The 21,850-nt window shown below is 61.3% G+C and carries 15 protein-coding genes and 1 pseudogene; 14 read left to right on the plus strand and 2 right to left on the minus strand.

Annotation, left to right across the window (positions count from 1 at the left end):
• Positions 1-25 precede the first annotated feature (25 nt).
• The 3 genes from LG281_RS12865 to LG281_RS12875 all read left to right on the plus strand — a co-directional run bounded on the left by LG281_RS12865 (position 26) and on the right by LG281_RS12875 (position 10,919).
• Positions 26-9,199 (plus strand): hemagglutinin repeat-containing protein, encoded by a 9,174-nt coding sequence (locus tag LG281_RS12865; RefSeq protein ID WP_404401298.1) that lies wholly within the window; start codon positions 26-28, stop codon positions 9,197-9,199.
• On the plus strand, positions 9,196-9,480 hold the full coding sequence (locus LG281_RS12870) for a hypothetical protein (RefSeq protein ID WP_404401300.1): 285 nt from the start codon (positions 9,196-9,198) through the stop codon (positions 9,478-9,480). Before LG281_RS12865 ends, LG281_RS12870 begins: the two co-directional genes overlap by 4 nt.
• 74 nt (positions 9,481-9,554) lie before the next feature.
• Positions 9,555-10,919 (plus strand): hemagglutinin repeat-containing protein, encoded by a 1,365-nt coding sequence (locus tag LG281_RS12875; protein ID WP_404406738.1) that lies wholly within the window; start codon positions 9,555-9,557, stop codon positions 10,917-10,919.
• Here LG281_RS12875 and LG281_RS12880 read toward each other — a convergent pair.
• Positions 10,920-11,674, minus strand: a protein-coding gene (locus tag LG281_RS12880; RefSeq protein WP_404400331.1) for an IS5 family transposase whose coding sequence is annotated in 2 segments (ribosomal slippage) — positions 10,920-11,341 and positions 11,341-11,674 — 756 coding nt in all. Because the reading frame shifts where the segments join, the coding sequence is not laid out codon by codon here.
• A 285-nt stretch (positions 11,675-11,959) separates the two neighbouring features.
• On the opposite strand from LG281_RS12880, the gene LG281_RS12885 reads away from it, so the two are divergent.
• The 11 genes and pseudogenes from LG281_RS12885 to LG281_RS12935 all read left to right on the plus strand — a co-directional run bounded on the left by LG281_RS12885 (position 11,960) and on the right by LG281_RS12935 (position 21,297).
• A complete protein-coding gene (locus tag LG281_RS12885; protein WP_404401302.1) occupies positions 11,960-12,337 on the plus strand; it encodes a hypothetical protein in 378 nt (125 codons plus the stop codon).
• Positions 12,338-12,844: 507 nt separating this feature from the next.
• Complete coding sequence (locus tag LG281_RS12890) at positions 12,845-14,422, plus strand: hypothetical protein (RefSeq protein ID WP_404401304.1); 1,578 nt, start codon at positions 12,845-12,847, stop codon at positions 14,420-14,422.
• Positions 14,409-14,765: a DUF6984 family protein gene (locus LG281_RS12895; protein ID WP_404401306.1), complete on the plus strand. Its 357-nt coding sequence runs from the start codon at positions 14,409-14,411 to the stop codon at positions 14,763-14,765. The genes LG281_RS12890 and LG281_RS12895 overlap by 14 nt, the downstream gene beginning before the upstream one ends.
• Before the next feature lie 93 nt (positions 14,766-14,858).
• Positions 14,859-17,405 carry a hemagglutinin repeat-containing protein gene (locus LG281_RS12900; RefSeq protein ID WP_404406740.1) on the plus strand — a complete coding sequence of 849 codons (2,547 nt, stop codon included), beginning with the start codon at positions 14,859-14,861 and terminating at the stop codon, positions 17,403-17,405.
• Positions 17,395-17,664, plus strand: a complete 270-nt coding sequence (locus tag LG281_RS12905) for a hypothetical protein (RefSeq protein WP_404401308.1) — start codon at positions 17,395-17,397, stop codon at positions 17,662-17,664. The genes LG281_RS12900 and LG281_RS12905 overlap by 11 nt, the downstream gene beginning before the upstream one ends.
• A gap of 69 nt (positions 17,665-17,733) precedes the next feature.
• Complete coding sequence (locus LG281_RS12910; RefSeq protein WP_404401310.1) at positions 17,734-18,204, plus strand: hypothetical protein; 471 nt, start codon at positions 17,734-17,736, stop codon at positions 18,202-18,204.
• A 300-nt stretch (positions 18,205-18,504) separates the two neighbouring features.
• On the plus strand, positions 18,505-18,903 hold the full coding sequence (locus LG281_RS12915; protein ID WP_404401312.1) for a hypothetical protein: 399 nt from the start codon (positions 18,505-18,507) through the stop codon (positions 18,901-18,903).
• Complete coding sequence (locus LG281_RS12920) at positions 18,884-19,156, plus strand: hypothetical protein (protein ID WP_404401314.1); 273 nt, start codon at positions 18,884-18,886, stop codon at positions 19,154-19,156. Before LG281_RS12915 ends, LG281_RS12920 begins: the two co-directional genes overlap by 20 nt.
• Before the next feature lie 8 nt (positions 19,157-19,164).
• Positions 19,165-19,404 carry a hypothetical protein gene (locus tag LG281_RS12925; RefSeq protein WP_404401316.1) on the plus strand — a complete coding sequence of 80 codons (240 nt, stop codon included), beginning with the start codon at positions 19,165-19,167 and terminating at the stop codon, positions 19,402-19,404.
• A 107-nt stretch (positions 19,405-19,511) separates the two neighbouring features.
• Positions 19,512-20,039, plus strand: a pseudogene (locus tag LG281_RS12930) (hemagglutinin repeat-containing protein); the annotation flags it as partial.
• 316 nt (positions 20,040-20,355) lie between these two features.
• Complete coding sequence (locus LG281_RS12935) at positions 20,356-21,297, plus strand: hypothetical protein (protein WP_404406818.1); 942 nt, start codon at positions 20,356-20,358, stop codon at positions 21,295-21,297.
• A gap of 203 nt (positions 21,298-21,500) precedes the next feature.
• Here the strand turns inward: LG281_RS12935 and LG281_RS12940 are convergent, their stop codons facing one another.
• The gene (locus LG281_RS12940; protein ID WP_404401318.1) at positions 21,501-21,710 is read right to left on the minus strand and encodes a sugar transferase; all 210 of its coding nucleotides are present in this window, start codon (positions 21,708-21,710) and stop codon (positions 21,501-21,503) included.
• Positions 21,711-21,850 lie beyond the last annotated feature (140 nt).

Here is a 21,850-nt window from a genome sequence, read left to right on the forward strand (position 1 = left end):
ATTTCAAGACGATTTGGATATCGAGATGACAATGACACCATCGCTGATCCCGTCCCGGAGCCATATTGGCAGGCTGTCCCGTGCAACGATTGCGGTGGTGACCTCTGCGAGCTTCGTGTTCCAGTCGGTGGCTCCCGCCTTCGCGCAGGCGCTGACGGTCGCGCCGGGATCGGGCAATGGCACCGAAGTGTCCCAGGCGGCGAATGGCGTCCCGGTCGTCAACATCGCCGGGCCGAACGCCGGCGGCCTGTCGCAGAACGTCTTTTCCGATTTCAACGTCGGATCCTCAGGCCTCGTCCTCAACAACAGCACCGAACTCGGCCAGTCCGTGCTCGGCGGCGTGGTTCTGGGCAATGGCAATTTGGGTGGCACACCCGCGAAAATCATCCTCAACGAGGTGACGAGCACCAATCCCTCGACGCTCGGGGGCGCGATGGAGGTGTTCGGGTCGAGCGCCGCGGTCGTCGTTGCCAATCCCAATGGCATCACCTGCGATGGATGCGGGTTCATCAACACGCCGCGCGCGACGCTGACCACCGGCACGCCGGTCCTTGAGGGGGACCAATTGACGGGCTTTGAAGTCACCGGCGGCACGGTGACCATCGGTGCGGGTGGCGCCGACGCGCGGTCGACCGACTATTTCGATATCGTCAGCCGCGCGGCCGTCCTCAACGGGGCCGTTCATGGCCAGGACGTTGGCGTTTTCGCCGGGCAGAACGATTTCGACTACGCCGCGCGCCAGATCACCGCCGTGCGGCCCTCCGATGGCAGCCCGGCGCCCGCGGTCGCGATCGATTCCTCCGCGTTGGGCGGCATGTATGCCAACCGGATCAGGCTCGAGAGCACCGAAGCGGGCGTCGGCGTCAATGCGCCGGCCGGCCTCGTTGCCGGCATGGGCGGCATGCGCATCAGCGCCGACGGAAGGCTCGTTGTCGGCTCGGCGTCTTCGCAGGGCACCATTAACGCTACATCGCATTCCGATGCGGTGCGCATGACAGGCGTGGTCCATGCGGGCGGCGATCTCGGCGTGCTCGCCGGAGGCGGCATCGACCTCGACGGAAGCGTGCTCGGCGCGTTCGGCGACATCGCGCTGGGCGGGAGCGCCATATCGCTCTCGGACGCGTCCGTCATCTCAGGCGTCGACAGCAGCGGCAAGAGGCATGACGGGGTCGGTCGGATTACCCTCACTGCGGACAGGGCGTTTGCAGCGGACGCCGACAGCACGATCCTGGCGGGAGACGCCGTCACCGTCAACGCCAGCACAATCACACATGACGGGCGAACGGTTGCCGGCGGCGACGTCGCCATGAACGCGCGCTCGGGGTTCACTGGCGGCGATGGCCAGGTCCTGTCCGCCGGTGGCAACGCCGCGCTCAACGCGGGCGGGGCGATGGCCCTCAATGGAACGGTCCGGGCGGACGCCAGGCTCGCCATAGAAGGCGACACAATCGAGAATGACGCCAATCTTTCGGCCAACACCCTGACGCTGTCTTCGGAAGGGCTGATGACCCTGGGCGGCATCAGCCTTGCCGGTTCGACCCTTTCGATGGAAAGCGGAGACGCCCTCACGCTCGCGGGAACGGCGCGCGCCGGGGAGACGGCGACGCTCGCCGCGCAATCGGTGCGCCTCGCGCAGGACGCGCGGCTGAGCGCAGGCGGCGCGGTGACGCTCGAGGCCCAAGGCGCGCTCGACATCGGCACCGGCGCGCTTGCCGCCGCGGGCGTCGCATCGGACGGCACCGTGGGCACCGAGGGCGCGTTGCGGCTCGCCGGAGCGACCATCGCGGCCCGCGACGCCAGACTGATCGCGGCCGGAGACCTGACACTTTCCGCCGCCGACGCGCTCACGCTCCAAGGCGGCGCGGCCACGGCCGGGGGGCGCCTCGACATTGCTGCGGGCGCCCTGACGAACAGTGCCGCGCTCGCGAGCGCGGGCGACCTCGCCATCGCGGCGGACAGCATGGCCAATTCCGGCGCGATCGAGGTGGCGGGCAACCTGTCCGTGTCGAGCCGCGCCGCGCTCGATCAATCCGGTACCCTGCGGGCCAATGGCGATGTCACCCTCGACGCCGGAAGTACGCTCGGCCAGTCCGGCACGATCGAGGCGCTGGGCGATATGTCTCTGACGAGCGGTGCGGCCCTCGCTCACTCCGGCACACTGCGCGGCAATGGCGATATCGCAATCGATGCGGATGGCGCGCTCGGCCAATCCGGTACGATCGAAGCGGCGGGCAATCTTTCCCTGTCGGGCAGCACCGCCGTCACACATTCCGGCACGACGCGTGCCGACGGCAATGTCGCCATAAACGCGGGAGACATGCTCGACACGTCCGGCGCCATCGAAGCGGCGGGGAATCTTTCGCTGTCGAGCCTTGAGGCCATCGCCCAGTCCGGCACGGTGCGGGCCAATGGCAGTGTCACTCTCGATGCCGGCAGCACGCTCGGCCAGTCCGGCACGATCGAGGCGCTGGGCAATGTCGCGCTTTCGAGCGGCGCGGCCCTCGCTCACTCGGGCACGCTGCGCGGCAATGGCGATGTCACGCTCGACACAGACGGCGCGCTCGGCCAATCCGGCACGATCGTGGCGGCGGGCGGCCTTTCCCTGTCCAGCGATGCCGCCATCACCCACTCCGGCACGGCGCGCGCCAACGGCGATGTCGCCATACACGCGGGAGACGCGCTCGACACGTCCGGCGCCATCGAAGCGGCGGGGAACCTGTCCGCGTCGAGCCTTGGAGCCATCACCCAGTCCGGCACAATGCGGGCCAATGGCAATCTCACCCTCGACGCCGGCAGCACGCTCCACCAGTCCGGCGCAGTGGAAGCTTTGGGCAACATCGCCCTTGCGAGCGCCACGCTTACCGACCACTCCGGGACGCTGCGCGGCAATGGCGATGTCGCCATCGATGCGGGCGGCGCGCTCGCTCAATCCGGCGATATCGCGGCAGCCGGAGACCTGTCCTTGTCGAGCAGTGCTGCCATCACGCACTCTGGCACCACGCGCGCTAACGGCAATGTCGCCCTCGACGCCGGCGGCGCGCTCGACCAGTCCGGCGAGATCGCAGCGGCAGGCAATCTTGCCGTGTCGAGCATCGAGGCCATCACTCAGTCCGGCGCGATGCGCGCCAATGGTAATGTCGCCCTCGACGCCGGAGATGCGTTAGACCAGTCTGGTACGATCGAAGCCCTGGGGAATATCTCTCTTTCGAGCGACGCAGCCCTCGATCACTCCGGGACGCTGCGCGGTAATAGCAATGTCGCCATCGATGCCGGTGGCGCGTTTGGCCAATCCGGTACGATCGCGGCGGCCGGAGACCTGTCCTTGTCGAGCAGTGCTGCCATCACGCACTCTGGTACCGCGCGCGCCAACGGCAATGTCGCCCTCGACGCCGGCGGTGCGCTCGACCAGTCCGGCGAGATCGCAGCAGCGGGCAGTCTTTCCGTCTCAAGTGTCGAAACCATCGCCCAGTCCGGCACGATGCGCGCCAATGGTACGGTCGCCGTTGACGCTGAAGGCAGGCTCGACCAGTCCGGCACGATCGAAGCCTTGGGGGATATTTCTCTTTCGAGCGGCGCGGTTCTCGCTCACACCGGCACGACGCGCGGCAATGGGACCATTACCCTCGATGCGGACGGCGCGCTCAGCCAATCCGGCGATATCGAAGCTCTCGGCGACCTGTCCCTCTCGAGCGGTGCCACCATCACCCAATCGGGCGCGATGCATGCCAATGGCGCGGCTACCGTCGCGGCTACCGGTGCGCTCATTCAATCCGGAACGATGGAAGCCCTGGGCGGTCTTTCGCTGTCGAGCGGTGCTGCACTCACCCAGTCCGGCACGCTGCGCGCCAATGGCAATATTGCGCTTGATACCGGTGCCGCGCTCGGCCAATCCGGCACGATCGAAGGCGGAGGGGGCGTCGCGATTACCGCGCTCGGGGGCATGACGAATGCTGCCGGCGCGCGCGTCGTATCGGGCGCCGACCTCACGGTCTCGGCCCAAAGCCTTCAGAACGACGGTGCTTTCGGTGCAGGCCGGGACCTCGGGCTCTCGATTTCCGGGAATATCGGCAATACCGATCTCCTCGTCGCCAAGCGCCATATGGGCATCGCGCTCGATGGCACGCTCAACAATACCGGCACGATCTTCGCCGCGCACGACCTTTCCATTGCGGGTCTTGCCCATGCCCGAGCGGCGGCGGTGATCAATGAGAACGCGCTCATCGAGGCCAATCAGGGCAACCTCTCGATTGCGACGAATTCGCTGGTCAACCGCACGACGGGAATCACGTTCGAGACCAACTACGAGAGTGCGGTCGAGGAAGACAGGGTCAAAGGTACGTGTGGGCGTACGTCCGGTTTCGGTCCTTTGCTGTGTGACGAAACCACCACTACGACCCAAACCGAAACCTGGACCGATGGTACGAGCGGAACGGTCAACGCCGCCAGAATTCTGTCCGGCGGCAACATGGTCCTTTCGGGCGGCGCGATCGAGAACACCTATTCGCTGATTGCCGCCAACGGCAATCTGGCGCTCTCGGGCACAAGCCTCACCAATACCGCGCACGATCTCGTCGAAAAAACGAGGGTCACCACGGACGTTACCGACCTGCGGTGGGTATGCACCAGTTGGTTCTTTGTTTGCACGCACAAGTCGCCAATCGTCACCCATTCCCCCACCGAGGTCACCACCGCAACGGCGACCATCGGCAGTGTGCACGCAACCATCCAGGCTGGAGGCACGCTTTCGGGCAATTTCACCGGGCGGATCGACAACACCACCATCCGCGAGGGCGGGCAGGTTGGGCTTTCCTCGGGCGTAGGCGTCGCCGGGCCGAATGCGGCATCCGGAAGCGGCACCGGTGCAACGGCGGCAACCGGGGTCGGTTCTGCAGCGACGGCGGTAACAGGGACCGGCGCCAGTGCGACGGCGGTAGCCGGGACTGGCTCCAGCGCAACGGCAGTGGAGGGGGCCGGCGCTGGCGCAACGGCGGCAACCGTGAACTTCGGCTCCGGAGTGGGTGGCACGGTTTCTGTGCCCGGCGCGCCGAGTATCGATCTCACCAATGTTCTGGGCGGATCGAGCCTCACCCAGACGACGCCCGACCCCCAGTCGCCCTACCTCGTCGAGACGCGCCCGGAGTTCATCGACGTCTCGAATTTCTACAATTCGGACTATTTCTTCTCTTCGATGCCGGATTACCGGCCCGACCAGTTCCTCAAGCGGCTGGGCGATGCCTATGTCGAAACCCGGCTGATCCAGGACCAGATCTTCGCGCTCACCGGGCGTCGGCTGCTCGACGGGTACGGAGCGGATACCGCCCAGATCGCCGCGCTCTACGATAATGCGCTGGGGGTGGCCACAGAGCTCAACCTTTCGACCGGCGTGACGCTGTCGGCCGAGCAGGTCGCCGCACTCACCGATGACATCGTCTGGCCTGAATGGCGGGAAGTCGATGGGGTGAGGGTGCTCGTCCCGCGCGTCTATCTCGCCTCGGGCAGCCGCAACGCGCGCGGCGGCGCGGCGATCGTGGGCGGCAATGTGCTCCTCGCCAGCTCCAGCCTTGCCAATAGCGGCGTCATCGCAAGCGAGGGGCTGACCGGGCTTGTCGTGGCGGACGGCCTCGACAATATCGGCGGGCTGATCGGCGGCACTGTGGTCGATCTTAACGTCGGCGGCACGCTGGCCAATCTCTCGGGCGAGATCGCCGGCACCAATGTGACCATCGACGCGGGCGCGCTCGTCAACCAGACCTTGGTCACCCGCGATGAATTTGCCGGCGGCTTTGTCGACCGGGCGAACGCGCAAGCGGCGATCACGGCGCTCGGCAATCTCGATATCGGGGTTGCAGGCGACGTGGCCGTGCTCGGGGGCACCCTGAAGGCGGGCGGGGACCTGTCGCTCGATGCGGGCGGCGATGTGACGGTTGCGGCCAACCAGCTGGAAAGCTCATCCGCGACGCGTTTTGCGGGCGGCTCGGCGTCCTCCTATACGCTGACCAACCAGCTTGCCGGCATAAGCGCCGGTGGCGATCTCGCGGTGTCCTCCGGCGGTGACATGGCGTTCGAAGGCGCCGAACTCACCGCGGGCGGGGACGCGGCCCTCACCGCAACGGGCGATCTCACCATTGCCTCGGTGCAGGATGTCGCGCAGAGCCAGATGGAGGCCTCGTTCGGTTCGGCGGGCCTCTTCAACACACGTATCGAGATGAGCGAAAGTGCCCGGACTGAAACCAGTGTCGGCTCAAACCTCGATGCCTTTGGCGACCTGTCCGTCACCGCCGGTGGCGATATGGCGGTCACCGGCTCTACGCTGGCCGCCGGCGACACCCTGGCCGTCACGACCGGCGGCGATCTGACGGTTGCAGGCCAGCTCGACAGCGACGAGTCCAGCCAATCGAGCGGGAGCAGCGGGTTCCTTTATTCAGAGTCCAGCGCTCAAAGCACACTCGATCAGACCTATAACGGATCGCTGCTGATCGCCGGTCGCGATGCCCGCCTCGATATCGGCGGCGACGCGGCGATCAACGGTTCCACCGTCACGACCGGCAATGATCTCGACATTACTGCCACCAACGTCACATTGGGCACGGGCCAGACTTTCGATAGCCAAAGCGCATCGAGTGCGTCGAGCGGCCTGTTCTTCGAACTGGGCAATGGCGGCTTCGGCTTTGGCTTCCGGGACAACGAGGATACCGTCAACCAGTCGGCAACGACGAGCATTGCGTCGGCGCTGAGCGCCGGTGGCGATCTCTCGGTTGCCGCCGATGAGAACGTGACCTCCGAGGGCGCCTATCTTGGGGCTCGCGACGATCTGCGGCTCTTAGCGGGAGAGGACATCTCTCTTGAGGCGATCACCGATACCTGGCAAAGCGACGAGAGCCACCGGCAGACCGAATTCGGGATCCGCATCGGCGCGTCCGAAACGGTCTCGGGGAACATCACCACCCTCGCCCAGCTTCCGCAAAACCTCAATGCCGGGCAGGGTAGCGGGCTCAACAAGGCCGTGACTGCCGCGTCCGCGGCGCTCGAAGCCATCGATGCGGCCAATGCGTTGCAGAACGGCAATCTGGCGTCGGTCGAGGCCAGCATCGGCTTCAGCCATGAGGCATCCAGTTCCAGCCAGTCCATCAGCGTCGCCAATGGCGGCACGCTCTCGGCGGGCGGCAATATCACGCTCGATGCCGGGCATGACATCACCACCGAGGGCACCCGGATCGAGGCGGGAGAGGATATCAACCTCCATGCCGGCAACGACATCACGCTGGGCGCGGCGCAGAACACGGCCAGTTCCAGCACCAGCACCAGCTCTGCCGGGTTCGGGCTCTCCGCTTCGGTGGGCATGGGTCTTCATGGCCCGTCGGCCAGCATCGGCGTCAACGCCTCCGCGCAAGGCAGCAACGGCGCCGACCAGAGCCTGAGCCACACCAATACCCAGATTGTGGCCGGGGGCGGGGTGAGCATCGTTTCGGGCAACGACACCACGCTCTCCGGAGCGCAGGTCGCAGGCGAGACCGTCACCGCCGATATTGGCGGCGACCTCACCATCGAAAGCCTGCAGGACACCTCCAGCAGCAATTCGAGCGCGTCGGGCGGGTCCATCGGCCTCACGCTCGACCCGCTCTCGGGCGGCGTCGGCGGTTCGCTCTCGCTCAATGGCAGCACCGGCAACGGCACATCGGCCTGGGTTGCCGAGCAATCGGGCATCTTTGCCGGGGATGCCGTCGATATCACCGTGGGCGGCAATACCGATCTCGTTGGCGGTGCCATCGTGTCGGAAAGCGACGCCCTCACACTCGACACCGGCACGCTGACGGTCTCGGACCTGTCCGATCACGATACGGCGGAAAGCGTCGAGGGTGGGCTCAGTCTCAGCGGGGGGCTCAACCAGCCCGGCACGCCGGGATGGAGCGTTGAGGGTTCGGCGTCGGGCCACGACAAGGAGCAGGAAACCCGCGCCACCATCGGCGAAGGCGAGATCGTCATCCGCGATACGGACGCCCAGGAGGCGCTGGAGGACGCGGGTGTCACGGAAACCGTCGCCAACATCAACCGCGATCCCGACCTTGCCCAGGAGATCACAAAGGACGAGGAGAGCTATATCGGCCTCTATGCCAGCGATACCAGCGTGGCGGCGGCGGTCGAGGCGGGTGGCGCGGTTGTCGAGGCCATCGAACAGCACTTCGCGCAATACGCAGCCGACAACCAGCTCTCGCCGGACGAGCAGACGGCAATGCTGGCGCTGGCGGAATATTACGACGATCCGTCGGTTCTCAATCAGCTTGGCGCGTGCGTTGCGGGCCAGCAGGCGCATTCCGGGTTCGATCCGTTCGCCCTGATCGTGCCTCGGGCCTATGCGGCCAGCGTGTGTACCGTATCCCTGCCCTCGGGCGATGTGATCGCCTTGAGTTCGGAGCTTGTGGTTACCTGCCAGCAGACGTTCGACGATGTAGGGGTGTTCGTAAAGGGCACGCTCTCCAGGGCGGCGGGCCCTCTTGCCGGGGTCGTGGCGTACTTCGCCTCGACTGAGCCGCTCGGCGGGGCCGGGCAGGATACGACCTACCAACTTCCCGACGGGACGACGCTCCATGTGAGCGGCTACGCCAACGATCTTTCGCTCGGGGTGACCATCACCGACCCGGACGGCGTTGCGGTTCGGGTGCACATGATGGAGAGTGGGGATGGCTATGTGCTCACCGGCGCCTCGATCCAGGGCCAGCCGGTCTCCACGGCTTTCCTGCCGGCGTTCTCGGCCGATCTTGGCAGGCTGACGGGGAAACCCGTGGTCGTAAGCCAGAATGCCAATGGCAATAACAACCTGCCGACCCACCCGCAACAAGATCAGGATCAGAACCGACAGGGGGGAAACGATCCCGAAGGTGGTGGGCCGGATCCGTGGCGCGCGCTGGAACTACTTGAGCTGTTGAACGGTCAGGGAGGGCAGTCAGATGGTCATGGTAACATCGGCGGCGGTAACGTATCCCCTGACCAGGCACTGGACGCAGCAGAGCGATGGCTTGGTGCTGACTATCGAGAAATTGCTCCGGGTGTGTATCGATCAGCCGATGGAACCCGACAGTTTAGAATGACATCGGGAGATTTGACTGATTTGCGACAAGGGGCGCATGTTCATTTTGAGTCGATAGGAGCCGATGGGCGGTTAATCGTGGAAAATTCACATGTGGGGATAATCAGTCCATGAGTTCGCGGAAGATTTTAGTTTCCAAAATTGATTCGGAATTGATTCCTGATGAATTTGGTTCACCAAATAGATCGGGCATCATCGGAGTGTGGGTCGAAGAGGAGGGTGGCGGATATCTATTGTATAGATTATCTATGGAAGGATTGGTGGCAGGAGATACTTGGCACGGAAGTTTGGATGAGGTTGAGGAACAAATTCAGTATGAACTTGGAATTTCACGCTTGAATTGGATCGAGGTGAATGAGGACCCCGTGACTTACTGCATGAATTACTTTCGGTAGTTTTACTTAGGGTCCAAACCCAATTAAGCTATTGAATAGGTGCTGCAAATCAGAGTCGCTGGCCTGATCTGAAGCTGCAGGACACCTCCAGCCAATCCTCGTCCTCTCTGGGCGGCTCGGTTGGGCTGAGTTTTGGTGCGGGCGGCGTCGGCGGTTCGCTTTCGCTCAATGGCAGCACCGGCAACGGCACATCGGCCTGGGTTGCCGAGCAATCGGGCATCTTTGCCGGGGATGCCGTCGATATCACCGTGGGCGGCAATACCGATCTCGTTGGCGGTGCCATCGTGTCGGAAAGCGACGACCTCACACTCGACACCGGCACGCTGACGGTCTCGGACCTGTCCGATCACGATACGGCGGAAAGCGTCGAGGGTGGGCTCAGTCTCAGCGGGGGGCTCAACCAGCCCGGCACGCCGGGATGGAGCGTTGAGGGTTCGGCGTCGGGCCACGACAAGGAGCAGGAAACCCGCGCCACCATCGGCGAAGGCGAGATCGTCATCCGCGATACGGACGCCCAGGAGGCGCTCGAGGACGCGGGTGTTACCGAAACCGTCGCCAACATCAACCGCGATCCCGACCTCGCCCAGGAGATCACAAAGGACGAGGAGAGCTATATCGGCCTCTATGCCAGCGATACCAGCGTGGCGGCGGCGGTCGAGGCGGGTGGCGCGGTTGTCGAGGCCATCGAACAGCACTTCGCGCAATACGCCGCCGACAACCAGCTCTCGCCGGACGAGCAGACGGCAATGCTGGCGCTGGCGGAATATTACGACGATCCGTCGGTTCTCAATCAGCTTGGCGCGTGCGTTGCGGGCCAGCAGGCGCATTCCGGGTTCGATCCGTTCGCCCTGATCGTGCCGCGGGCCTATGCGGCAAGCGTTTGCACTGTCTCCCTGCCTTCGGGGGATGTGATCGCCCTGAGTTCGGAGCTTGTGGTCACCTGCCAGCAGACGTTCGACGTTGTTGGGGCGTTCGTGAAGGGCACGCTCTCCAAGGCGGCGGGCCCTCTTGCCGGGATCGTGAGCTATTTCGCCGAGACCCAGCCGGCTGGCGGGATCGGGCACGATACGACCTATCAATTACCCGACGGGACGACGCTCCATGTGAGCGGCTATTCCGACGATCTTTCGCTCGGGGTCACCATCACCGATCCGGACGGCGTTGCGGTTCGGGTGCACATGATGGAGAGTGGGGATGGCTATGTGCTCACCGGCGCTTCGATCCAGGGCCAGCCGGTCTCCACGGCTTTCCTGCCGGCGTTCTCGGCTGATCTCGAACAGCTGACGGGGAAACCCGTGGTCGTGAGCCAGAATGCGCATGATGATGGTGGGGCGGATGACGGGCACAACGCCGAATCTGAGAGCGCACGGCCGTCCAACGATGGCCCGCCAGTACCCGACGCAACACCTGGACGTGAAACTAGGCTCAGGACTCGTTAATCAGAGCCAGAAGATGACGGTTGCGGCGATGCAGATGGCTGAAAAGAAGGTGTGAGCGCATCGATCGTAGCGGGTAGCGATGCGCCGCCAGTCCTTGAGCTTGCCGAACATGTTCTCAATTCTATGGCGCTGGCGATAGAGCGCTTTGTCGTAGTCGATCGGCTGCTTGCGGCTTTTGGTCGGCGGAATGCATGGCTCGATGCCCCTGTCAGCGAGAGCTTGGCGGAACCAATTGCTGTCGTAACCCTTGTCGCCAAGCAGGCTGTCGGCGGACGGCAGCACGTCGAGCAAGAGCCTGGCGCCCTTGTGGTCGCTCATCTGGCCTTCGCTCAAAAGCAGTATCAGCGGCCGGCCCTCGGCGTCGCAAACGGCGTGCAGCTTGGAGTTCAGCCCGCCTTTCGTCCGCCCGATACGACGGGGAACATCCCCTTTTTAAGAAGGCTCGCCGCGGTGCGGTGGGCCTTCAGATGCGTGGCGTCGATCATGATGCGCTCGGGTTGCGGCCCTTCGCCGGCCAGCGCTGCAAAGATCCTGTCGAACACGCCCAGCCGGCTCCAGCGAATGAAGCGATTGTAGAGCGTCTTGTGCGGGCCATACCCGCTTGGTGCGTCCTTCCACTGCAGGCCGTTCCTGATCACGTAGATGATGCCGCTAACCACCCGCCGGTCGTCAACCCGCGGAATGCCGTGGGAAAGCGGGAAATACGGTGATATCCGCGCCATCTGGCGCTCGCTCAACAGAAACAAATCACTCATCAGGACCTCCTTCATCGGAGACCCTGAATCACATCTCACATCAAATTAATAGGTCCTGAGCCTAAGGGCCGAACTGCGCAATGGGAGAAGCCTGGGGGGATGAACGAAGCTAACGAAGATTTCGATAACTTGAACCCCGAGAACGTTCGTATTCTTCCTAATGGTGGACGAGTTGGAACACTACCTGACGGTCGCACGGTCGTTGTTCGACCAAATAGCACAGATGGCCGACCAACGGTAGAAATTCAGAATGGAAGAAACAAAATAAAGATAAGATACGGATAAATGAAAAAATACATACCTACGCTACAGAATCATACGAAGGGAGGCGTGTTTTCCCTGGAGTGCATTATTGACAGAATTGTAATGCTTGATATACATCTGATTGATTCTTTTAAAAATAAAAAGTGTATTTCATTCGATTCATATATATCATACAGGAAAATTGATGAAGGGGATGCAATGATGATTTTGGATGAAATATCAAAAACATCACGAATTGGTTGTTCTTTTTATATTGTTGATAACTCAGATTATATCGATTGGATAGTAAATCAGAGTTATGGTGTTCGGGATCCTGCGTCTATGGTGCACTATTTGATATCAACTTATGATGATATAATTGAAGTTGTTACAGTGAATCCGCCATTAATTTCCGGATGATAGAATAATTTATATTTAAACTACAATTCTGGGCGAATGAAGAAATTCGTTTATCACTCTCCCGGCAAGAGGTCACGGTTCTGTACGTTCGGAGCTTGCGGTCGCTGCCGACAGGCCTTCGACGATATCTGGGCACTCGTGAAGGGCATGTTCTCCAAGGCGACGGGTCCTCTTGCAGCAGCAGTGGCCTATTTCGCCGAGACTCAGCCTGCCGCGGGCACGATACGACCTATAATTTGCCCGATGGAACGACGATCCATGCAGCGGCTATGCCGCTGGGAGATTATGAGCGTGATGTTCTGATTCATTGGGCTGCCGAAAAAGGGGGCTTGGTATACCAGTTGATCGATGCACCTACTAACCCGGAGGCGGTCACCGAGCTTAGGCGTCGCATCCGTGAGGGGCGCTCAAGCAGTTGATGTGAAGGTATCGCGGACTGCATGCGTCCGCCTCCTTCTTTGTCTCTCCTGATCAAGGCCAGCGTGGTTTTTTCCGGCGCGGGTGTTTTTGAATCCGCATGGCAGTGCCGGCATCAGCCCGCTCTCGGGCGGCGTCGGCGGTTCGCTTTCGGTCAATGGCAGCACCGGCAACGGCACATCGGCCTGGGTTGCCGAGCAGTCGGGCATCTTTGCCGGGGATGCCGTCGATATCACCGTGGGCGGCAATACCGATCTCGATGGCGGTGCCATCGTGTCGGAAAGCGACGACCTCACACTCGACACCGGCACGCTGACCTTCTCGGACCTGTCCGATCACGATACGGCGGAAAGCGTCGAGGGTGGGCTCAGTCTCAGCGGGGGGCTCAACCAGCCCGGCACACCGGGCTGGAGCGTCGACGGTTCGGCGTCGGGCCACGACAAGGAGCAGGAAACCCGCGCCACCATCGGCGAAGGCGAGATCGTCATCCGCGATACGGACGCCCAGGAGGCGCTCGAGGACGCGGGTGTCACGGAAGCCGTCGCCAACATCAACCGCGATCCCGACCTTGCCCAGGAGATCACAAAGGACGAGGAGAGCTATATCGGCCTCTATGCCAGCGATACCAGCGTGGCGGCGGCGGTCGAGGCGGGTGGCGCGGTTGTCGAGGCCATCGAACAGCACTTCGCGCAATACGCCGCCGACAACCAGCTCTCGCCGGACGAGCAGACGGCAATGCTGGCGCTGGCGGAATATTACGACGATCCGTCGGTTCTCGATCAGCTTGAAGCGTGTTCCGGGGGCCAGCAGGCGCATTCCGGGTTCGATCTGTTTTCGCTGATTGTGCCTCGGGCCTATGCGGCAAGCGTTTGCACTGTCTCCCTGCCTTCGGGGGATGTGATCGCCCTGAGTTCGGAGCTTGTGGTCACCTGCCAGCAGACGTTCGACGTTGTTGGGGCGTTCGTAAAGGGCACGCTCTCCAAGGCGGCGGGCCCTCTTGCCGGGGTCGTGGCGTACTTCGCCTCGACTGAGCCGCTCGGCGGGGCCGGGCAGGATACGACCTACCAACTTCCCGACGGGACGACGCTCCATGTCAGCGGCTATTCCGACGATCTTTCGCTCGGGGTGACCATCACCGACCCGGACGGCGTTGCGGTTCGGGTGCACATGATGGAGAGTGGGGATGGCTATGTGCTCACCGGCGCTTCGATCCAAGGGCAACCGGTCTCCACGGCTTTCCTGCCTTCGTTCTCGGCTGATCTTGGCAGGCTGACGGGGAAACCCGTGGTCGTAAGCCAGAATGCCAACGCGGTTCTGAACGAAAGTGGGGAGGATTCAGAGGCTGACGGCGCATCCGGTGGGGTGCAGATTGCAGATACCGCAGGAACGCCGGATGGACCGGATTGGGAGCCGGATGAGCCAGTTGGACAAAACGATGCTACTTTCGGACGCAATCCGAACCAAGAGCACCACACATGGCGTCATGTTGACGAGCTTGGTTTGGACCGGGCTAGCGTAAGAAATGCTATCACAAATGATCTTCCGAACGACCTTCCTGCAGGTAATAACATTCGTTTTGTGACGGTAAACGGAGTTCGGTTGCAGTATAATGTATTCAGATTCTCTGATGGATCGCTTAACGTTGGAAGAATTAATGCGATACGATGAAATTAGACGACTAAATGAAACTGAAATAATGATATTATCATCATTTAATAAAGTTCCAATGTGCAATTTTTCATATGATACAGATCAACTTATTTCTTTAATAAACAGTGATATGGGGTCGATACGTTCATTGCATTTGCGTGATGATGATTTAGTGTATGCGTTCGCGCAGTGCCAGTTTCATGACGAAGACCGTATGGCGGTCGTGGTGACGTTGCTTTTGGATAAGAATGGGCGGTTCGGGGAATTGGATTTCTGGAGGGTGGATGATAATCCCGTGCGAAAGTTTCCCTCCTCGCCAACGGATCTGGCGGATTTCAAGTTGATATCCAACAACCAATAATACACGCTATGCAACGCTGATGCGGGCGATTCAGGACGCTATGGTGAGCCTCAAAAGGCTGGGCACAAGTAAAAGAGGGGTACAGGAGCACGGATTCGAGGCCCGGGCTATGCAGCCTTCCAACGTGCGGCTCAGAACACGGCCAGTTCCAGCACCAGCACCAGCTCTGCCGGGTTCGGGCTCTCCGCTTCGGTGGGCATGGGTCTTCATGGCCCGTCGGCCAGCATCGGCGTCAACGCCTCCGCGCAAGGCAGCAGCGGCGCCGACCAGAGCCTGAGCCACACCAATACCCAGATTGTGGCCGGGGGCGGGGTGAGCATCGTCTCGGGCAACGACACCACGCTCTCCGGAGCGCAGGTCGCAGGCGAGACCGTCACCGCCGATATTGGCGGCGACCTCACCATCGAAAGCCTGCAGGACACCTCCAGCAGCAATTCGAGCTCATCGGGCGGGTCCATCGGCCTCACGCTCGACCCGCTCTCGGGCGGCGTCGGCGGTTCGCTCTCGCTCAATGGCAGCACCGGCAACGGCACATCGGCCTGGGTTGCCGAGCAATCGGGCATCTTTGCCGGGGATGCCGTCGATATCACCGTGGGCGGCAATACCGATCTCGTTGGCGGTGCCATCGTGTCGGAAAGCGACGCCCTCACACTCGACACCGGCACGCTGACGGTCTCGGACCTGTCCGATCACGATACGGCGGAAAGCGTCGAGGGTGGGCTCAGTCTCAGCGGGGGGCTCAACCAGCCCGGCACGCCGGGATGGAGCGTTGAGGGTTCGGCGTCGGGCCACGACAAGGAGCAGGAAACCCGCGCCACCATCGGCGAAGGCGAGATCGTCATCCGCGATACGGACGCCCAGGAGGCGCTCGAGGACGCGGGTGTTACGGAAACCGTCGCCAACATCAACCGCGATCCCGACCTCGCCCAGGAGATCACAAAGGACGAGGAGAGCTATATCGGCCTCTATGCCAGCGATACCAGCGTGGCGGCGGCCGGCGAAATTGCCAATGCGGCAATCACATATATTGACGAACTTGTTGCGGCTGGCGGGCTTGCCGATGAACAAGGCGCGCGGGTCAACGCGGTTCTGTCTCGCCTTGAGGAGATCGACCCGGATTCCCTGGCGCTTTGCAGCACCTCGGTTGCACAGGGCTTCAACCTCTTTCATCTGTTCATCGCGCCCGCCTACGCTCTTGACGGCTGCGAAGTGCGCTTCAGAGACAGCCTGAGCGCTGACCTCAGCGTTGAGGAATATGCGGCAGCGCGGGCAGCCATCGTTGCAGGCGCCAAAGAGGCTATCGAGACCACTTTACCCCGCATCCAACATCTTGCGGATCTCGAAGCGTCCGGGGACTTGACCTACGCCCAGGAAATAGAGCTCGCCGAAAAGCGCGGATATCTCCAGCAGCAGATGGCGTATTTTGAGCTGTGCAACGATGCGCCTGGTGCCTTGCGGGCATCGGGACTGGTTCCGGATACGCAGGAGTTTGCAAGTTACATTGCGGCTGCCGAGGCCTATCGGCAGGGCGGAGATGCGCTTGCCGCTCACTTCGAAATGTTCGGACCGGATCAACAGCAGGCCATGGATGCGGTTCGCAGGGACAACCCCGAACTGTTCTATGCACTCTATCACATGCAGTTCGGTGCGCCGGAAACCCTCGACGCCATGTTCATGCTCAACGGTGTTGGGCAGGCCGATAATCTGAGTCAGGCCGAGCGAGATCATGCGCTCACGACAGCGGCAACCCTGCTTTCAGAAGAACTGTTTCAGACCGGCCTTGCAGGGCTCAACGGCGTTGGCGGGGGCAAGGCCGGGCAGATTCTCGCGGCCTTCAACCTCGCGAGCAAAGACCTTTCCGACGCGGATCGGCTCGTCATCGCGGGCGAGATGGCGGCTTACGCCAACGCGCATGCTGACAACGTCGAGGCTTCGGTTTCGACGGCGCGTATTGTCGTCGGTGCCATCTTTGGCGCGGCAGTCGCGGCGGAGGCGGCGCCTGCCGTTCTGGCCTGCTTTGCCGATCTGGTGTGCGCTAACGAAGCGGCCATCACCATCGGTGAAATCGCGGCAGGCGATGCGCTCGGGACGACGACGCTGGCAATTGTACCCGCAGCGGGAACGCTCACTCTCCGTAAGGGCGACGAGATCATCGGGTTTATGGATCAGTTTACGGGGCAGGCAAAAAGCCTCAACGAGGTTATCCTTGAGCTTCCGAAGGGGCAACGTCCCGATCCTGCGAGTTACATGACGCAGGCGCAGATTGACGAGCATCTGGCGTTGTTCGAGGATGGGGCGGTAAGGTTTTTCATACCACGTCCGGACGGGACGATTGGACCGGAAGATGCGTTTGTGTTTCCCAAATCTTATTTGGACAAGCTGTACAAGGAAACAGGGGGCAATATGCGCACGGTAGAAGAAAACCTTGGGCTACCGATCGGCTATCTGGATGGTGCTCAATCCGCGATCATTGATAATCCATTTGTTCAAATGCCTTCTGGAAGAGAGCCCGGAGCAAGTGAATTGTGGATTCCTGGAGGGTATACATCAGGGGGCGTTCCAGAAGCTGTGCTTCCGGGAAGATTTGTGGAAACAGATGTTGCCGTGATGACGCCGGGGGAGATGTTTGATGAACTATGATTTGCCGGAAGGATTTTTCTTAGAAAAAAAAGTAAACCGTCATTTTCATGTTAGGTATTGGGTTCACCAGCATTTTGATGCCGAATTTAAGATAATATTGCCTGGGAACTTGATGGGCAGATTTTGCAGAGATGTCGAGTTTAGACAAAAAACTATAAAAAAATATGGCATAGCGGTCAATTTCGGGTGGCCGGAAAAAAACACGCCTGCTCCTGGCGTCGATATATCGAAAGCAATCGTTCCTGATAATTGGGAGTGATGCGGGCTTGCAATCGTTCCCGCAGCGGGAACGCTCACTCTCCGTAAGGGCGACGAGATCATCGGGTTTATGGATCAGTTTACGGGGCAGGCAAAAAGCCTCAACGAGGTTATCCTTGAGCTTCCGAAGGGGCAACGCCCCGATCCTGCGAGTTACATGACGCAGGCGCAGATTGACGAGCATCTGGCGTTGTTCGAGGATGGTGTAACAAAAATCAAAGGTAGTGCACCCACAGGCACAGAGGGGCCACCGGGCGGAACGTTTGTAATGCCAAAAGCCGAAGCTGACAGAATCATTCGAGAGTCTGGAGGAGATGTTCACAGGCTTGAAGATCTTCTGGGTTTGGAGCACGGAACTTTAGGGGCGGGCCCTGTCCGCGTTGATATTGCAAATCCGTCAGGTCTACGAGTGCCGTCCGGGAACGAGCTGGGAGCAAATTCTCAGTGGATTCCTGGAGGGCGTACATCGGGTGGAATACCGGAGGCTGCGATTAGTCCTGTCCCACCGGGGCAATATCAAGTGGTCCCGATCTACGACTGAGGTGTTTCAAATGATAAAGAAGGTATTCGAAGGGTATGGTTGCGAGATCGTTCAGAGGGGTAGTTCACTGTTTATCCGCTATGATTCAGGCGAAAGCGCAGGCAGTAGAATAGTCGAGCACGAAATCGATTCTGATGAAGCAACCAAAGCAATGAAAAGCGAGCAAGATGCCTATGACGTGATACTGTCTGCGCAAAACAGAGCACGGCATCGTCCAAAATAATTCCTTGCACTCGTTCATGAATTAAACCGACAAGCATAAACGTAAGCGACGCGGATCGACTCGTTATCGCGGGCGAGATGGCGGCTTACGCCAACGCGCATGCTGACAACGTCGAGGCTTCGGTTTCGACGGCGCGTATTGTCGTCGGTGCCATCTTTGGCGCGGCAGTCGCGGCGGAGGCGGCGCCTGCCGTTCTGGCCTGCTTTGCCGATCTGGTGTGCGCTAACGAAGCGGCCATCACCATCGGTGAAATCGCGGCAGGCGATGCGCTCGGGACGACGACGCTGGCAATTGTACCCGCAGCGGGAACGCTCACTCTCCGTAAGGGCGACGAGATCATCGGGTTTATGGATCAGTTTACGGGGCAGGCAAAAAGCCGAGGATGGGGCAGTAAGGTTCACTTCTCGGAGTGTGGTCGACACGCATGGAACAGCTGGGAATTCGGAAGCCTTCGTTATGCCGAAGTCGGAGTTTGATCGCATAGTAGCAGAGGCGGACGGCAATCTTCGGGTTGTTGAGCAACGTTTGGGGCTTGATGCCGGTTATCTCAGCAGTGGCGATACGATGGCTGTACATATTCAGCGTCAGCATATGCCGGACCTTCATGTGCCATCAGGTAATGAAGGGGGAGCGAATAGCCAGTGGTTACCTGGAGGTCACACATCTGGTGGTGTTCCTGAGGCCGTTGTTGATCTTACCAAAGCTCCGTTCACTGAAATCCAGTATTGAGGGTTCGCATGACTAAAAAACCATACTCAAAAGTCGGGGACACGTATTATCCTAATTATCACGAGCAGTACGTTTCCGGCAAAGAAGTAAAGGGGCGAGCATGGGCGGAAAATAAAAAATTCTACTATGAGTACGACGCGGGGCATTTTGCCACAAAAATTAGAACCGTGGAAATTTCGAGAGAGGATTTTGAGGCACTTAAGGAGGGTAGGTTGTCGGATAAAGACCTAACGTTGAAATACGGGTGAGCAATTAGGGATGTCGCGGCAGGCGATGCGTCGGGACGACGACGCCGGCAATTGTACCCGCAGCGGGAACGCTCACTCTTCGCAAGGGCGACCAGATCATTGGATTTATGGATCAGACCGAATTCGGGATCCGCATCGGCGCGTCCGAAACGGTCTCGGGGAACATCACCACCCTCGCCCAGCTTCCGCAAAACCTCAATGCCGGGCAGGGTAGCGGGCTCAACAAGGCCGTGACTGCCGCGTCCGCGGCGCTCGAAGCCATCGATGCGGCCAATGCGTTGCAGAACGGCAATCTGGCGTCGGTCGAGGCCAGCATCGGCTTCAGCCATGAGGCATCCAGTTCCAGCCAGTCCATCAGCGTCGCCAATGGCGGCACGCTCTCGGCGGGCGGCAATATCACGCTCGATGCCGGGCATGACATCACCACCGAGGGCACCCGGATCGAGGCGGGAGAGGATATCAACCTCCATGCCGGCAACGACATCACGCTGGGCGCGGCGCAGAACACGGCCAGTTCCAGCACCAGCACCAGCTCTGCCGGGTTCGGGCTCTCCGCTTCGGTGGGCATGGGTCTTCATGGCCCGTCGGCCAGCATCGGCGTCAACGCCTCCGCGCAAGGCAGCAACGGCGCCGACCAGAGCCTGAGCCACACCAATACCCAGATTGTGGCCGGGGGCGGGGTGAGCATCGTTTCGTGCCTCGCCGCAGGACTGGAGGTGTTGGCATTGCCCGACATCGCCCGGCGGGATCTCCGGTCACCGAGGCGGTGGAGCGGATGCGCAATCTTATCAGAAACCGTCCGGACGCGTTTGCGTAAACCAGCCCGCATTTCGTTGGCGCGGCCCTTCGGGTCTCACACGCCTTGCGCCCTGCGTTGGTTTTGTGGCTTGCCAGGATCTGTTCCAGAACCCCCGGGGAGGACGCAAAAGCGTCGAGTAGCGGGGAATTCCGATGGGCGATCACGTGGTGGATGGTTTGGGTGTTGTGGTCACACGGGAAGAGACGACGGTCGCGCTCTACCGGAAAAGGCTGAAGACGTTGCAGAAGCGCGCTGCCCGGCAATTTGGGAGAACGCCGACCCTGTTCGATACCATCGAGTGCTTTGCGCTGTCCCACGAGGCGTTCGCGCCGGCGACCATCCGCCAGTATGCTGCCGCACTGGCCTGGGCCATCGAGGAGGCGCTGGAAAGGGGAGGGCTGGATGACGAGGGGGCGGCTGCTTGCCGGGAGCGGCTGGCACAGCGCCCGGCACCCCGCTCGCGTCGTGCGCCGCCGCGGACGTCGGCCAGGAAGCGCAAGGCGATTGGGCGGCCGGAGCTTCACACAGTCTGCACGGCTCTTCGGCAGCGCGGACGTCCCGGAGACGTGCTGCTGCTCAGGCTTCTGGTGAACGGTATTACGTTCGGCCTGAGGCCCTGTGAGTTCGGGAAGTCCGACATTCAGAGCCAGTTGCTGATTGTCTGGAATGCCAAAGCCACCAACGGCCGTGCGTTATCGGAAACGCGCGAGTTCGACCTCGAGGGTCTGGCCGATGGCCAGGTCGATAGCTTGCGCACGTTGATCGCCGACCTGGAAGTTGCCGCCCGAGGCGATATTCCCCGGCTCATCGACCGTCTCGGCGCTCGCCTGAGGCGCATCTGCAAGCGCCTCGGGGTTGCGCCGTTTTCGCTTTACGCCGTCCGGCATCAAGCCATCGCGAATGCCAAAGCCAGTGGCTCGGCGGAGGAGGTCGCCGCGTTCGCCGGGCACGCATCGGTCCACACGGCCCGGAAATTTTACGCCCCCAAAGGAAAGGCCTGGGCCATATCCAAGACGGCTAAGCCAACGCCGGACATGGTGGCGCGGGTGCGTGTACCTTGCGCTGCGGGCGAAGTCCCTCGGCTCAAGATCTGATGGTTGTGGCCTGCCCGTGGTCGTCTCGATTTATACAGATCCAGAGCCTGTGTTTCCTCTGTAGCTACCTCTTTTGTCCTGCTCATGGCGGCGGGCAACGACGGATCGGGCAAAAGCGTCTTGACCATCAATCTCGCCTTGACGGTGCACATGATGCGATGCCGCACGGCCACTTTCGACACCGACAGGCACGCAATCGGGCGTTAGCGGGCCCCCTTGCGGGTCAGAAGCGTCTGGATGGTCCGCAGCGTAATCTCGAGGTCGAGATCGAGCGAGATGTTCTTGAGGTAGTAGAGGTCGTAGCCGAGCTTTTCGAGTTCTTCCTCGCTGGTGCCGGCATACCCATAAGTCACTTGCGCCCAGCCCGTGATGCCAGGCAGGACGAGGTAGCGGTTTGTGTAGACCGCGGTCAAGGTTATGCCAGTCGCTCCGGTTCGCGCGCAGGATGACGCTCGCATAGACCGCGCACTGAACCGCGCCCGAAAGGGCGGCTGGGATCAGCAGGCGCTGAAGGTCGGTGAGGAACCGGTGCCGGCGGATGCTGGCGCCGCGT

Source organism: Pelagibacterium halotolerans (assembly GCF_044811015.1).
Taxonomy (GTDB): domain Bacteria; phylum Pseudomonadota; class Alphaproteobacteria; order Rhizobiales; family Devosiaceae; genus Pelagibacterium; species Pelagibacterium halotolerans_A.

Bases quoted from the DNA above. Each gene is read 5' to 3' on its own strand.
- LG281_RS12865 (WP_404401298.1), top strand. From the start codon at position 26: ATGACAATGACACCATCGCTGATCCCGTCCCGGAGCCATATTGGCAGG.
- LG281_RS12870 (WP_404401300.1), top strand. From the start codon at position 9,196: ATGAGTTCGCGGAAGATTTTAGTTTCCAAAATTGATTCGGAATTGATT.
- LG281_RS12885 (WP_404401302.1), top strand. From the start codon at position 11,960: ATGAAAAAATACATACCTACGCTACAGAATCATACGAAGGGAGGCGTG.
- LG281_RS12895 (WP_404401306.1), top strand. From the start codon at position 14,409: ATGCGATACGATGAAATTAGACGACTAAATGAAACTGAAATAATGATA.
- LG281_RS12905 (WP_404401308.1), top strand. From the start codon at position 17,395: ATGAACTATGATTTGCCGGAAGGATTTTTCTTAGAAAAAAAAGTAAAC.
- LG281_RS12910 (WP_404401310.1), top strand. From the start codon at position 17,734: ATGGATCAGTTTACGGGGCAGGCAAAAAGCCTCAACGAGGTTATCCTT.
- LG281_RS12915 (WP_404401312.1), top strand. From the start codon at position 18,505: ATGGCGGCTTACGCCAACGCGCATGCTGACAACGTCGAGGCTTCGGTT.
- LG281_RS12920 (WP_404401314.1), top strand. From the start codon at position 18,884: ATGCCGAAGTCGGAGTTTGATCGCATAGTAGCAGAGGCGGACGGCAAT.
- LG281_RS12925 (WP_404401316.1), top strand. From the start codon at position 19,165: ATGACTAAAAAACCATACTCAAAAGTCGGGGACACGTATTATCCTAAT.
- LG281_RS12935 (WP_404406818.1), top strand. From the start codon at position 20,356: ATGGGCGATCACGTGGTGGATGGTTTGGGTGTTGTGGTCACACGGGAA.